We start from the raw sequence: 14,427 nt of genomic DNA, 5'->3' as shown, positions 1-14,427 counted from the left end.
GGTAGGTCTGCCTTGTACCTGTTTGAAAGCCTGAATCAGCTGGTTCTGAAATATTTGCCTGAAGATCAAATTGATCTGCTTAAACAGGCCTATGTGGTTGCGCGGGATGCTCACGAAGGGCAAACCCGTTCCAGCGGTGAGCCATACATCACTCACCCCGTCGCCGTTTCCTGTATTTTGGCTGAAATGCGCCTTGACCATGAAACACTTATGGCGGCACTTTTGCACGATGTCATTGAAGATACTCCTGCAACATTTCAGGATATAGAACAGTTATTTGGCACGGCCGTTGCCGGATTGGTGGAAGGTGTATCCAAGCTGGATAAACTGAACTTCCGCGACAAAAAGGAAGCACAGGCTGAAAACTTCCGCAAAATGATCATGGCGATGGTGCAGGATATCCGCGTCATTTTGATCAAACTGGCAGACCGTACTCACAATATGCGAACCCTTGGCTCCCTGCGCCCCGATAAACGGCGGCGCATTGCCAGGGAAACGCTGGAAATTTATAGTCCGCTGGCTCATCGTCTGGGTATTCATCACCTAAAAACCGAGCTGGAGGAACTTGGGTTTGAAGCCCTGTATCCAAACCGCTATCGCGTAATTAAAGAAGTTGTGAAAGCCGCTCGCGGTAATCGCAAAGAGATGATCCAGAAAATTCTGTCGGAGATTGAAGGCAGGTTAACGGATGCCGGTATCAAATGCACAGTCAGTGGCCGTGAAAAACATCTCTATTCGATCTATCGTAAGATGCGTCTGAAAGAGCAGCGTTTCCATTCCATCATGGATATTTACGCCTTTCGTGTCATCGTCAATAATCTTGATACCTGCTACCGCGTATTGGGGCAAATGCACAGTTTGTACAAACCACGCCCCGGCAGAGTGAAAGATTATATTGCCATCCCTAAAGCCAACGGTTACCAATCCCTCCATACCTCCCTGATAGGCCCGCATGGGGTGCCCGTCGAAGTTCAGATCCGTACCGAAGATATGGATCAAATGGCGGAAATGGGGGTTGCCGCACACTGGGCCTATAAAGAACAAGGGGAATCCGGTACAACTGCGCAGGTTCGTGCCCAACGCTGGATGCAGAGCCTATTGGAACTCCAGCAAAGTGCCGGCAGCTCTTTTGAATTTATTGAAAGCGTTAAATCTGATTTGTTCCCTGATGAGATTTACGTTTTTACCCCTGAAGGACGAATTGTTGAGTTACCGGCTGGCGCGACCCCTGTCGATTTTGCTTATGCCGTCCATACCGATATCGGCCACGCCTGTGTTGGTGCACGCGTTGATCGTCTGCCTTATCCTCTCTCACAAACGCTTAGCAGTGGGCAAACTGTCGAAATTATTACTGCGCCAGGGGCTCGCCCTAATGCTGCATGGCTGAACTTTGTCGTTAGTTCCAAAGCACGTGCCAAGATCCGCCAGTTATTGAAAAATCTGAAACGGGATGATTCCATTAGTTTGGGGCGTCGTTTGCTCAATCATGCACTCGGTAACGGCACCAAAGTTGCCGATATTCCGCAAGAAAATATCAACAAAGAGCTGGCAAGGATGAAGCTCGCTACTTTGGATGATTTGTTGGCGGAAATCGGATTGGGTAATGCCATGAGCGTGGTTGTCGCCCGCAACTTATTATTGGGCTCACCGGAAAAAGGACCGCACAACAACAGCAATACTTCCCGTAAGCTGCCTATCAAGGGCGCTGATGGTATTTTGATTACCTTTGCTAAATGTTGTCGCCCAATTCCAGGCGACCCGATTATTGCCCATATCAGCCCCGGAAAAGGTTTGGTAATCCACCACGAATCCTGTCGCAATATCCGTGGATATCAGAAAGAACCAGAAAAATTCATGCCTGTTGAGTGGGATAAAGATATCAATAGCGATTTTATTGCTGAAATTAAAGTCGATATGTTTAACCATCAGGGAGCATTGGCAAATCTGACTGCTGCCATTAACGATGTAAACTCCAGTATTCAAAGCATGAATACAGAGGAAAAAGATGGCCGTGTCTATTGTGCTTTCATCAGGCTGACGACCAAAGACCGTATCCAGCTGGCGAATATCATGCGTAAGATACGTATCATGCCAGACGTGATGCGAGTCAGCCGTAACCGAAACTAGAGGTTATGAATCCTAAACGTTACGCACGCATTTGCCAGATGATGGCAATGCGTCAACCTGACCTGACAATCTGTTTAGAAGAAGTTCACAAACCCCATAACGTATCCGCCGTTATTCGTACTGCGGATGCTGTTGGTATTCACCAAATCCATGCTATTTGGCCTACTGAGCAATTAAGAACCCAGCTCTCTTCGGCGGCGGGTAGTAATAGCTGGGTTCAGGTGAAAACACATTCCACAACTGAACAGGCTATTCACCAATTTAAATCTGATGGAATGCAAGTGCTGGCGACCCATCTTTCTGATAAAGCCGTCGACTTCCGTCAAATTGATTACACTAAACCTACCTGCATCATTATGGGGCAGGAGAAAAAAGGTATCTCAAAACAAGCCATCGCCCTGGCAGATCACGATATCATTATTCCGATGGCAGGTATGGTGCAATCATTGAATGTCTCTGTCGCCTCTGCCTTGATTCTGTATGAAGCACAACGGCAGCGCCAATTGGCAGACATGTACCAACGGGAGAAAAGCATTCTGCCAGAAGAGGAACAGCAAAGGTTACTGTTCGAAGGAGGATATCCCGTGTTGGCTGCTGTTTCTCGTCGTAAGGGCCTGGAGCAACCTTTGATAGATAAACAAGGGCAAATTATCGCAAGTGAATCATGGTGGTCAGCTATGCAAGCAACATCAGCCGCGCAAAAAACAACTGCACCATCAGCAAGGAAATAAATCACACTGACGGAGAAATCGTATGAAAGGCCAACTACTTGATGCCATCCCCTTAACCACATTGCGTGGTGTTGGAGCCAATCAGGTCACTAAACTCGCTAAGTTAGGGTTGGTCAATCTACAAGATCTGCTTTTGCATATGCCTCTCCGTTATGAGGATCAAACCCGCCTGTATACCATTAATGAATTACTGCCCGGTACTTATGCTACGGTAACAGGTGAAATATTACGCACCAATGTGACGTTTGGGCGTCGGCGCATCATGACCTGCCAAATCAGTGATAGCACAGGTATATTGACCCTGCGTTTCTTCAATTTTACTGCCGCCATGAAAAATAATCTGGCCGCAGGAAAGCACATTGTTGCTTATGGGGAAATTCGTCGCGGCAATCAAGGGCCAGAGATTATCCATCCTGAATATAAAGTCCAGCAACACGCCAGCCGTATCCACCTGCAAGAGACGTTAACCCCCATCTATCCCACGACCGAGGGAGTACGCCAGACGACGCTGCGCAAGTTAATCGATCAGGCATTGGAAATATTAACTACCTGTGCCATAAATGAATTGCTGCCGGAAGAATTTAGCCAGAATATCATTAGCCTGCCTGATGCACTGCGTACATTGCACCATCCCCCGCCGGATACTTCTCTGGCCGATTTGGAGAATAGCCGACATCCAGCCCAGCGAAGGTTGATTCTGGAAGAATTGCTGGCGCATCATTTAAGTATGTTGGCAGTCAGGGCTGGAACCCAGCGCTTTCATGCATCCCCCTTAACGGCAGATGATTCGCTAAAGCAGAAGCTTCTGAGCCAGTTACCATTCTCACCCACAGGCGCACAAGCCCGTGTCGTTGCAGAAATAGAACATGATTTGGCAAAAAATGTCCCCATGATGCGTCTGATACAAGGGGATGTCGGTTCGGGAAAAACATTGGTGGCAGCACTGGCAGCCGTCCGTGCCATTGTTCACGGCAAACAAGTGGCTCTGATGGCACCAACTGAGCTTTTGGCAGAGCAACATGCCAATACCTTCCGTCAATGGCTTGAACCACTCGGTATTCAGGTCGGTTGGTTGGCTGGCAAACAGAAAGGCAAGGCACGTCAGGCACAGCAAGAGGCGATAGCAAGCGGTCAAGTAAGCATGGTTGTCGGTACTCATGCCATGTTTCAGGAGCAAGTAAAATTTGCCGGATTAGCACTGGTTATCATTGATGAGCAACATCGATTCGGTGTTCATCAACGTCTGGCATTATGGGAAAAAGGGCGCGAACAAGGCTTCTATCCCCATCAATTGATCATGACTGCAACCCCTATTCCACGCACATTGGCAATGACCGCCTACGCCGATCTGGATACTTCTATCATTGATGAATTGCCACCAGGCCGAACACCAGTCACAACGGTTGCCATCCCGGATACTCGCCGGAATGACATTATCCAACGTATCAAAAGCGCCTGTCTGGATGAAGGCCGTCAGGCTTACTGGGTGTGTACCTTGATCGAAGATTCGGAAGTAGTGCTAGAAGCGCAAGCAGCGCAAGCAACCAGCGAAGAGCTGACACTGTCATTGCCTGAATTGAAAATCGGCTTAGTGCACGGGCGGATGAAACCGGCAGAAAAACAAACCGTCATGGAGGCGTTCAAACAAGGTGAAATACAATTGCTGGTTGCCACGACAGTAATCGAAGTCGGGGTAGATGTGCCCAATGCCAGCCTGATGATCATCGACAATCCCGAACGGCTAGGGTTAGCCCAGTTGCACCAGCTTCGAGGACGCGTCGGGCGTGGAGCCATCGCTTCTCACTGTGTCCTGCTCTATAAAACTCCACTGACCAATACAGCCAAAATTCGCCTGCAAGTTTTACGGGACAGTAACGATGGTTTTGTGATTGCCCAGAAAGATTTGGAGATCCGCGGGCCAGGTGAATTACTTGGTACGCGCCAAACGGGCAATGCAGAATTCAGGATCGCGGATTTATTACGGGATCAAAGTATGCTTCCTGAAGTTCAGCGTATCGCCCACTATATCCACCAACGCTACCCTGAACATGCCAAGGCGCTAATTGAACGCTGGTTGCCGGAGCGTTCTCAATATAGTCATGCTTAAGTTCCAGCCGCTGAGAATTTCAGCGGCCTATTTCACCAAGATATTGAGCGAACCAAAAGTAAATTAATTTAACCTGCTACAGATGGGAACACCGGTAATAACAGATACAATTTGATGACAGCAGCGTTGACAATATCAAGGAAGAATGCCCCCACCATGGGAACGAGTAAGAATGCCACATGCGATGGTCCAAAACGGTCGGTGATCGCTTGCATATTCGCGATGGCTGTTGGTGTTGCCCCTAAGCCAAAACCACAGTGGCCGGCTGACAAGACTGCCGCGTCGAAATTCTTGCCCATGATGCGGTAAGTGACGAAAACAGCATATAAAGCCATAACCACTGCTTGCACGGCAAGAATGATCAACATTGGCAGCGCAAGGGAAGCCAACTGCCACAGTTTCAGGCTCATCAATGCCATTGCCAGGAACAGCGATAAACTAACGTTACCCAAGACCGACACCGCTCGGTCAAAGACCCGATAAAAACCAAGCAGGGATAAGCCGTTACTGAGAATGACACCAACAAACAGGACACATACGAATGTCGGTAATTCAAAGGCTGTGCCTTGTAGCAGTTTCTCAATAAACTTACCGGCCAATAAGCAAATGGAAACCATAGCAATAGTTTCCACCATCACTAATGGCGTAATAAGCCGACCAGTATAAGGTTTCTCAAATGCCGTCGGCAGCTCGGTATCCTCAGCTCCCAATCCTGGAGTTTTGGTATTTTTCACCAACATGCGGGCAACTGGGCCGCCAATTAAGCCACCTAAAATCAGACCGAATGTTGCACATGCCATTGCCACTTCTGTAGCATTTTCAAAACCATAGCGTTCAGTGAATACCTTGCCCCAAGCGGCTCCTGTTCCATGCCCACCAGACAGTGTAATAGAGCCTGCCAGCAATCCCATTAATGGATCGAGACCAAGCATTTTCGCCAACGCAATGCCTACGGTGTTCTGTACAAATAACAGGCCAACAACCACGCAGACAAAAATGACCAAGAATTTTCCGCCTGCTTTCAGGCTGGCAAGGTTAGCGTTCAAGCCGATGGTGGCAAAGAACATCAACATGAGAGGCTCTTGGAGAGACAAGTCAAAACTGACTTCCCAACCCGTGGATTGTTTAACCGCCAGCAGAACTAGCGCAACCAATAATCCACCTGCGACTGGCTCAGGGATCGTATATTTCTCAAGGAATGGGACTGATTGTACGAGTTTTCTTCCTAGTAGCAAAACCAGTGTGGCAGCAACGAGCGTGCCATAAATATCCAGATGATACATCGATGTACCTCATCCATTGTTAATATTATGTGAATTTAATGTGACGTTATAATCATCCTATAAAAACGCCAAGAGCAGGTAAGGGTTGGATTAGAAAGAAAATTACGCATAAACACAAGTTAAAACATTTAAAAATGTGACGAAATTAATTTGTATTTCATTATGAAAACTTTAAGCAAACGATTGCTTTGATGATAAGAATCGTTAAAATGCACTTTTTGTCTATCTGGAATTTCACAATATGGTCAATTTACCCCGTGAATCCAATTCATCAGAAGTTCCCAATAAATCAAACAATGAACTTATCTATCGCCTGGAAGATAAACCACCGTTCCCACATGCCCTATTTGCTGCATGCCAACATTTACTAGCAATGTTTGTAGCTGTTATTACGCCAGCAATGCTGATTTGCCAGGCTCTGGGGCTTCCAGAACAGGATACCCAACGTATTATCAGTATGTCCCTGTTTGCTTCAGGTTTGGCATCACTTATTCAAATTCGCTCTTGGGGACCCATTGGCTCTGGATTACTTTCAATTCAGGGCACCAGTTTTAATTTTGTTGCTCCACTGATTATGGGTGGCTTAGCATTAAAAAATGGCGGTGCGGATATTCCCACCATGATGGCAGCTCTGTTCGGTACACTGATGCTCGCCTCAATGACGGAAGTGCTGCTTTCACGAGTGCTGCATTTAGCAAGACGGATCATTACACCGCTGGTATCCGGTATCGTGGTGATGATTATTGGCCTGTCGTTAATTCAAGTGGGGTTAACTTCGATTGGTGGCGGTTATTCTGCAATTCAAAACGGCACATTTGGCGCACCTGAAAACCTGCTGCTTGCAGGAACTGTTCTTGCCGTCATCGTGTTACTGAATCGCCAAAATAACCCTTACTTGCGTGTCGCTTCTCTGGTCATTGCCATGGCAGTGGGTTATCTGCTGGCCTGGTACATGGATATGTTGCCCGTTTCAACACCAAAAGAAGGTACACCAATCATCACCGTCCCTTCGCCACTCTACTATGGTTTGTCTTTTGACTGGAATCTGTTGATCCCACTGATTCTGATTTTTATGGTGACATCACTGGAAACGATTGGTGATATCACAGCTACCTCAGATGTCTCTGAACAGCCTGTCAGTGGTCCGCTCTATATGAAACGTATCAAGGGCGGTGTGCTGGCAAATGGCCTCAATTCTATGGTGTCAGCCGTGTTCAATACATTTCCAAACTCCTGTTTTGGCCAGAACAATGGTGTGATCCAGCTAACCGGTGTTGCCAGTCGCTATGTTGGTTACATGATTGCTTTAATGTTAATTCTATTGGGGCTGTTTCCCGCTGTGGCTGGTTTTGTACAACATATTCCTGAGCCTGTTCTGGGAGGGGCGACGATTGTGATGTTTGGTACTATCGCCGCATCTGGTGTCAGAATTGTTTCTCGTGAACCTCTGAATCGACGTTCCATTATGATCATCGCACTGTCCCTGGCCGTCGGGTTAGGTGTCTCTCAACAACCGCTGATTTTACAGTTTGCCCCTGATTGGGTGAAAAATTTACTCTCTTCAGGTATTGCCGCAGGTGGGTTAACCGCCATTCTGCTTAACCTAATTTTTCCCCAAGATAAATAATTAGCCGTTTTTTATATGATACTTTTCTCCCGCCTTACTCGCGGGAGTTTTCTTTTTTAGCTAAATCCTCTATTGAGTGCTGCTCTATTTTACGGCATAAAAGGACTTCTATTGGAAGGTCACACTGTTGAGGTGAAATATGAGGTGGTTAGGGAAATTTTTTGTCACTCTTCTATTAGTGCTAATTTTGGCAATCATAGTTATTTATGTTGTTGCCCAGACGCATTGGGGAGCCAAACAGTTAAGCCAATGGCTCAGCAGACAAGGACATTATCAAGTCAGTATTGAACACATCAGCCATAGCTGGCAGCAGCCTGCTACCATATCACTTAACTACATTGACATTAGTGACAAACAAAGTCCTTTCTCACTCAATGCCGATACCATTAATCTCGATTTCAAATGGCAGCATTTACTGTCCCCCCAAAATCTCCGTCGTCTGACATTGCAACAAGGGACATTGATACTCTCTGGAAATCAGCTTCCTCCTCTTTTACAAGCGGATATCCTGCAACTAAACCAGATGAATATTCAGCTAGAGAGTCCCAACACGCGTATCCAGGGGGAGAATATCACAGGCGGAATTACACCTTGGGTTCCTGCTGTGGGCAACCCATTTGGTAATGGAAAATATCAATTCAGTGCCAGTACGATCCGTTTAAATGACATATCTGTTAAAAACGCCGTTGTACAAGGTAGTTACCAGAATAAAGCCCTGACTATCGACTCTTTTGGCGCAACATTTCTGCGAGGCGCCATTTCTGGCGATGGTCAGCAATTGCCGGACGGCAGTTGGCGCTGGAACAATATCCTGCTCAGTGACATTCGCTGGCAAACACCAATGACACTGGGTGAGTTGAAAGAAAAAATCAGCCATCTGCCGGCTATGTATATCAAAAATCTCAATATCACTAATGCCAAACTGCAAGGGCAAAATTGGTCTGTTGATTATCTGGATAGCGCCATCAAAAATTTAGGCTTAGTCAACGGCAGTTGGAGCGCCGAAGATGGGTTGATTGATTTTAATGCGATGAACATGACGTTGGATAATGCACAGTTCAGCGACACGCTTGGAAAATTCCGCTTTTCTGGTGATACCTTTACCATCGCAAACCTGACAACCCACTATCAAAAAGGGTTGTTCAATATCCAGTCTCAATGGGATCGCAAAAGTCGGCTCCTTACCCTCAAAGAGAGCTCTGTAACAGGGCTGCTTTATGCTCTGCCACCAACATGGCTCAACTATTTCAAACAGCCTGCGCCAGAATGGATTTCAGGAGTAAAACTCAATGATATTACTATCAATAATACGCTGCTGATTGATACCAATCCCAATTTCCCGTTCCAGCTCACCACTCTTTCAGCCCATATTGACAATATGGATATCTTGAAAAATGGCAAGTGGGGATTGTGGAATGGTCAGGCATCGCTGCAAGCGGCTGCGGGAACATTTAACAAAATCGAAATAACCCGTCCTTATCTGCAACTACACGCCACCGACGGCAAAGTCATCATTGATAAATTGAATGGCTTTACACATGAAGGACTGCTGCAAGTTACTGGCTCGGCGGAACAACAAACTGCTCATACGCCTTTTAACCTCAATTTCAAAGGTATGAATGCGGATTTGAACATCTTGCCACAATGGGGTTGGATACCGCTTAAGATTCAGGGAGAAGGAAATTTCTCACTCGCTATCACGGGAGATCTCTCCGCTGACGATGTGAAGGGAACAATAACCGGGACATTAGTTGCTGAAGATAAATCATCGGACAAAGAGTCACAATCTGTTGAGCAAGGTTTGATCTCAACGAACCGCTGTACCCTAACAGTCCCCTCTTCCGTAGATAACCCTGAAGCTGGGAACTCAACAACAGGCCATTCTACGGAGAGCCAAACCTGCGCAAAAATCAAGCTTTAGTAAGACGTTCGGGAGGCAGGACGATATAAGTACCGGTGAACACACTACCTACGCCATGTTCACCGCTAACCTGCACTTCCACCGTTACGCGGGCTTTATTGCCGCGGGCAAGACGGGCAAGGTCTCCGCTCATATTATTGAAATCGGCAGTTGCACAGGGGCGCCCTGTAATCGGTCGCCGATAACGAATATTGGCATCCACCAAAACGATATCTCCCCCTAACTGGCGCTCCTGTAGCAACAACCAAATCAATCCCCATGCCGTTAAGGTGGCCTGAGAAAATAAGCTACCGGCGAAAATAGTATGATGTGGATTCTGGTTTCCGGCTTCGGGCATCGTTGTGATGAAATGTTGCCCGGTATATTGGGTGATCCTCAGCCCCATCTTTTCACTCAAAGGGATTTGCTTATGCCATGCCTGCTGCAACTCTGCACACCAATCAGGACGGTGCAAGATATCATCAAGGCTTATTATCGGTTTTATCATGAGGAAGTGGTTAATCGGTGACGCCTTAGCACCATTGATCAAACCACGGTTTTGAAAACCCAACTTGTCGAAGAAATCAACCGCATCTTCCCGTGCGCCGCAAACAATTCGTTTCACACCTTCCTGTCTGGCTACCGATTCCAATGCCATCGCAATCAGTGTCCCCAAACCTTTTCGTTGCACATGGGGATGAACAGCCAGAAAACGAATAGCGCCTTCATTATCCGCGTTTATATATAAACGCCCAACAGCCAGCGGATTACCCTGTTCATCCACCACCATTTGGTGATGAGCCATCGAATCGTAACCATCTTTCTCTGATCCGACGGGCTGATGAAGCGGTTTACGCAACATCTCCCAACGAAATTGGTAATAAATTTCCAACTCTTGTTCTGTTTGAGGTACTCTCAGATGGTACATAGAAACAACCCCTTTCTTGAAACACATCATACTTGCAACCAGAAAGTTACCGGCCCGTCATTTGTCAAACTGACTTTCATGTCTGCCGCAAATTTCCCCTTTTCTGTTTTTACACCAGTTACACGGCACTGTTCAACAAAATCGCGATAAAGCTCTTCTGCTTTTTGTGGCTCAGCACCGCCAGAAAAGCTGGGTCTTAAGCCTTTCTGTGTGTCCGCGACTAATGTAAATTGCGATACCACCAACAAACTACCGCCAGCCTGCTGAACATTAAGGTTCATTTTTCCCTGCTCATCGCTGAATACCCGATATCCCATTACCTTGTCGCATAAACGTTGCGCTTTCTGTGGGGTATCGTCTTTTTCAACCCCCAGCAACACCAGCAACCCTTGTCCAATTTCTCCAATCGTCTCACCTTCAACAACAACCTTTGCCTGTGTTACACGCTGAATTAATGCGATCATTTCTCTTGCCTGTTATTCCGTTGCAATAAGCAAACGATGTTAATTTTTTGAGGGAAGCGAGAAATCATGTGACTGAAAATAATCAGGGATTACACTCCTGTCAGCCACATGAATTGCATTGATGCCTGATTTTTTTGCTGCTTCGACGTTTTCTAAAAGATCATCAAAGAATATGGCTTGATCTGCTGTCACGCCTTCCACTGCAAGCACATAGTTAAAAATATCAAGATTGGGTTTACGCATCCTCAATTCGTGGGATAGGTAAAGGAAATCCGCTGATACTGCAATCTCAGGATAATGCACTGAGCAGTAATCAATATGCAGACGATTTGTATTTGACAACACAACCACACGATGCCCTTGAGCACGCAATTTATTCATTAACTCAATGACTTCCTGCCTGACACCGATAAAGATTGTATTCCAGCCTTCCGCAAATTGTTCAAAACTGAGTGAGACCTCCATTTCATCACACATCATTTCTGCAAATTCAGTGTCACTAATTTGTCCACACTCATGTTTTTCAATAGTCTCTCCCTGAGAAAATTTTGGGGTCAATGTTGCCAGTGGTGTCCCACTCAGATTACTCCAAACAGCCAGTACTCTTTTAAAATCAATATCAATAATCACGTTACCCAGATCGAAAATATACAGCATAATCCCTCCTGACTGACGCTTATTGTTTAGTACTTTTATCATACTTTTATTAAGAAAAAAGAATGAAGAGATAAAAAAACAAATAAATTGTTCTTCTTATGAAGCGTCTTATAAATCGTCGTTGAAGCTCTTGACTGGCTACCGACCGATCAGTAGGAATAGATAACAAAATGGTTGGAAGGGGATATCATAAAAGAACTCAGGGCACCGAAGCGCCCTAAGCCGTTGATGTTCAAACTGTCATATGCAACGCATAATCCAGAAATTAAACTTCTTTGCTACGATTTGCACGACGGCGATCGTTTTCGGTCAAATGACGCTTACGCAAGCGAATTGACACTGGAGTTACTTCAACCAACTCGTCGTCGTCAATAAACTCCAACGCCTGCTCCAATGTTTTCTTAATATGTGGAGACAGTGTTGTTGCTTCATCCGTACCTGATGCACGCACGTTAGTCAGTTTCTTACCGGTCAGACAGTTAACAGTCAGGTCATTTGAACGTGAGTGAATACCAATAATCTGGCCTTCATACACTTCAGTACCATGACCCAGGAACAATTTACCACGCTCCTGCAAACCATACAGCGCGTAAGCAACTGCCTTGCCTTGTCCGTTGGAAATCAGCACACCATTTTGGCGACGGCCAATCTCACCTGGGCGGATGTCATCATAGTGGCTGAATGTGGCATACAACAAACCAGTACCCGAAGTCATGGTCATGAATTCAGTACGGAAGCCGATCAGGCCACGGCTTGGAATGACGTAATCAAGACGAACGCGACCTTTGCCATCTGGCAGCATGTCACGCATTTCACCTTTACGCTCACCCAATGCCTGCATTACATCGCCTTGATGCTGTTCTTCAATATCCAGAGTTACCTGCTCGAAAGGCTCCTGCTTACGGCCATCAATTTCACGGAAAATAACTTTTGGACGGGAAACCGCTAACTCGAAACCTTCACGACGCATGTTCTCGATCAGAACGGACAGGTGCAGTTCACCACGGCCTGATACACGGAAGGCGTCTGGATCTTCAGTTTCTTCAACACGCAGTGCTACGTTATGAACCAGCTCTTTTTTCAGACGATCAAGGATCTGGCGAGAAGTCACGTACTTACCTTCACGACCACAGAACGGTGAAGTATTAACACAGAAGTACATGCTTACGGTAGGTTCATCAACTGCCAGTGCTGGCAACGCTTCAACCGCATTGACTTCACACAGGGTATCGGAAATGTTCAGATCACCCAGGCCGGTAATGGCGATGATATCACCAGCTTCCGCCTTATCAGACTCAATACGCTCCAATCCCAGATGGCTAAAGACCTTGCCGACTTTACCGTTGCGAGTTTTACCTTCGCTGTCGATGATAGTGATATTTTGGTTTGTTTTTACCATACCACGCTTAATGCGACCGATACCGATAACCCCAACATAGTTGTTGTAATCCAACTGCGAAATTTGCATCTGGAATGGGCCATCAAGGTCAACCTTAGGTGGCTCAACATGATCAACGATTGCCTGATACAGCGGAGTCATGTCTTCAGCCATATCGGTATGCTCGTTACCAGCAACCCCCATCAACGCAGAAGCATAAATGATTGGGAAATCCAACTGTTCATCGGTTGCACCGAGATTCACAAACAAATCAAACACCTGATCCACCACCCAGTCAGGGCGAGCACCAGGACGGTCAACCTTGTTGATCACCACAATAGGCTTCAGGCCGTGAGCAAACGCTTTCTGGGTTACAAAGCGAGTCTGTGGCATTGGGCCATCCATCGCATCAACCAGCAACAGGACACTGTCTACCATTGACATTACACGCTCAACCTCGCCACCAAAGTCGGCGTGGCCTGGGGTGTCTACGATATTGATACGATAGTCATTCCATCTGATGGCAGTGTTCTTTGCAAGGATGGTAATACCACGTTCTTTTTCCAGATCATTGGAATCCATCACACGCTCAGTTGTTGCAGCACGCTCCCCAAAGGTACCGGACTGCTGCAGGAGTTTATCAACCAGCGTGGTTTTGCCATGGTCGACGTGAGCAATAATTGCTATATTTCTTAATTTACTGATTTCATTTGACATTTAAAAATTCCAATAATGCTAAAATCATTTATGTACTCAGATTGAGTACACAAAAAGAATTCTGTTTTACTTGGCCGCCGCCGAACAAAAGTGCAGCATTATACACTTTGGATGGTTGCACTGGTATTAAAAGTTGTACAGTATTGGTGGTTTTCTCTTTATTTAGAAACATCGTTGGAATCTATACCTATTGAGGTATAAAGAGGCATCCATCTGGCTGGAAATCAAGCTCAGTAGCGTCACCAGTGACCTGCTAGAACAGGGGGTGAGCTGGATTGATTATGTAGTTCAAGTCACGCGGGACAACTACGTTTACGTTGGGGAGAGCCAAATAGTCAATTGATATAGTATTAACATATCAATTGATGACGTAACGAGCAAGTTCACGAAATTTCAGTCGGCCAGTCGCACTATAATAATGCAATCACGCTGCCATTATTCACCACTTTGGTGCAAAACGCCTAAAACCACACACTTATCTTATTCACTTTTTTCTCTTCCCCCCGCC

At 46.2% G+C, this 14,427-nt stretch carries 10 protein-coding genes; 5 read left to right on the top strand and 5 right to left on the bottom strand.

Going from position 1 to position 14,427, the window contains the following annotated elements; genetic code table 11:
• The first annotated feature begins 12 nt into the window (after nucleotides 1-12).
• From spoT to recG, 3 genes are read left to right on the top strand one after another with little or no spacing between them, the layout of a single operon-like run.
• A complete protein-coding gene (gene spoT / locus BDE27_RS17805; protein WP_099131758.1) occupies nucleotides 13-2,127 on the top strand; it encodes a bifunctional GTP diphosphokinase/guanosine-3',5'-bis pyrophosphate 3'-pyrophosphohydrolase in 2,115 nt (704 codons plus the stop codon).
• Nucleotides 2,128-2,132: 5 nt separating this feature from the next.
• Nucleotides 2,133-2,858 carry a tRNA (guanosine(18)-2'-O)-methyltransferase TrmH gene (gene trmH / locus BDE27_RS17800; protein ID WP_099131759.1) on the top strand — a complete coding sequence of 242 codons (726 nt, stop codon included), beginning with the start codon at nucleotides 2,133-2,135 and terminating at the stop codon, nucleotides 2,856-2,858.
• Nucleotides 2,859-2,880: 22 nt separating this feature from the next.
• A complete protein-coding gene (gene recG / locus BDE27_RS17795) occupies nucleotides 2,881-4,965 on the top strand; it encodes an ATP-dependent DNA helicase RecG (protein ID WP_099131760.1) in 2,085 nt (694 codons plus the stop codon).
• A gap of 68 nt (nucleotides 4,966-5,033) precedes the next feature.
• On the opposite strand, the gene gltS is transcribed toward recG, so the two are convergent.
• Nucleotides 5,034-6,248, bottom strand: coding sequence for a sodium/glutamate symporter (gene gltS, locus BDE27_RS17790; protein WP_099131761.1), 1,215 nt, complete (start codon nucleotides 6,246-6,248; stop codon nucleotides 5,034-5,036).
• Nucleotides 6,249-6,489: 241 nt separating this feature from the next.
• Here gltS and BDE27_RS17785 point away from each other — a divergent pair, with 241 nt between their 5' ends.
• Together BDE27_RS17785 and BDE27_RS17780 are read left to right on the top strand one after the other, a co-directional pair.
• Nucleotides 6,490-7,875: a nucleobase:cation symporter-2 family protein gene (locus BDE27_RS17785; RefSeq protein WP_099131762.1), complete on the top strand. Its 1,386-nt coding sequence runs from the start codon at nucleotides 6,490-6,492 to the stop codon at nucleotides 7,873-7,875.
• Nucleotides 7,876-8,014: 139 nt separating this feature from the next.
• On the top strand, nucleotides 8,015-9,796 hold the full coding sequence (locus tag BDE27_RS17780; RefSeq protein WP_099131763.1) for a translocation/assembly module TamB domain-containing protein: 1,782 nt from the start codon (nucleotides 8,015-8,017) through the stop codon (nucleotides 9,794-9,796).
• Here the strand turns inward: BDE27_RS17780 and fabY are convergent.
• The 4 genes from fabY to typA all read right to left on the bottom strand — a co-directional run bounded on the left by fabY (nucleotide 9,786) and on the right by typA (nucleotide 13,919).
• Nucleotides 9,786-10,703 (bottom strand): fatty acid biosynthesis protein FabY, encoded by a 918-nt coding sequence (gene fabY / locus BDE27_RS17775; protein WP_099131764.1) that lies wholly within the window; start codon nucleotides 10,701-10,703, stop codon nucleotides 9,786-9,788. The genes BDE27_RS17780 and fabY overlap by 11 nt on opposite strands.
• A gap of 26 nt (nucleotides 10,704-10,729) precedes the next feature.
• Complete coding sequence (gene dtd / locus BDE27_RS17770) at nucleotides 10,730-11,167, bottom strand: D-aminoacyl-tRNA deacylase (protein WP_099131765.1); 438 nt, start codon at nucleotides 11,165-11,167, stop codon at nucleotides 10,730-10,732.
• 39 nt (nucleotides 11,168-11,206) lie between these two features.
• Nucleotides 11,207-11,824 (bottom strand): glucose-1-phosphatase, encoded by a 618-nt coding sequence (yihX, locus tag BDE27_RS17765; RefSeq protein ID WP_099131766.1) that lies wholly within the window; start codon nucleotides 11,822-11,824, stop codon nucleotides 11,207-11,209.
• Between the two features lie 265 nt (nucleotides 11,825-12,089).
• Nucleotides 12,090-13,919, bottom strand: coding sequence for a ribosome-dependent GTPase TypA (gene typA, locus BDE27_RS17760; protein WP_099131767.1), 1,830 nt, complete (start codon nucleotides 13,917-13,919; stop codon nucleotides 12,090-12,092).
• Nucleotides 13,920-14,427 lie beyond the last annotated feature (508 nt).

The sequence above is a fragment of the Xenorhabdus ehlersii genome (assembly GCF_003610465.1).
GTDB classification, from domain to species: Bacteria; Pseudomonadota; Gammaproteobacteria; order Enterobacterales; family Enterobacteriaceae; genus Xenorhabdus; species Xenorhabdus ehlersii.
The sequence above is the reverse complement of the archived record's forward strand: the minus strand, read 5'-3'. Positions and strand labels throughout refer to the sequence as shown.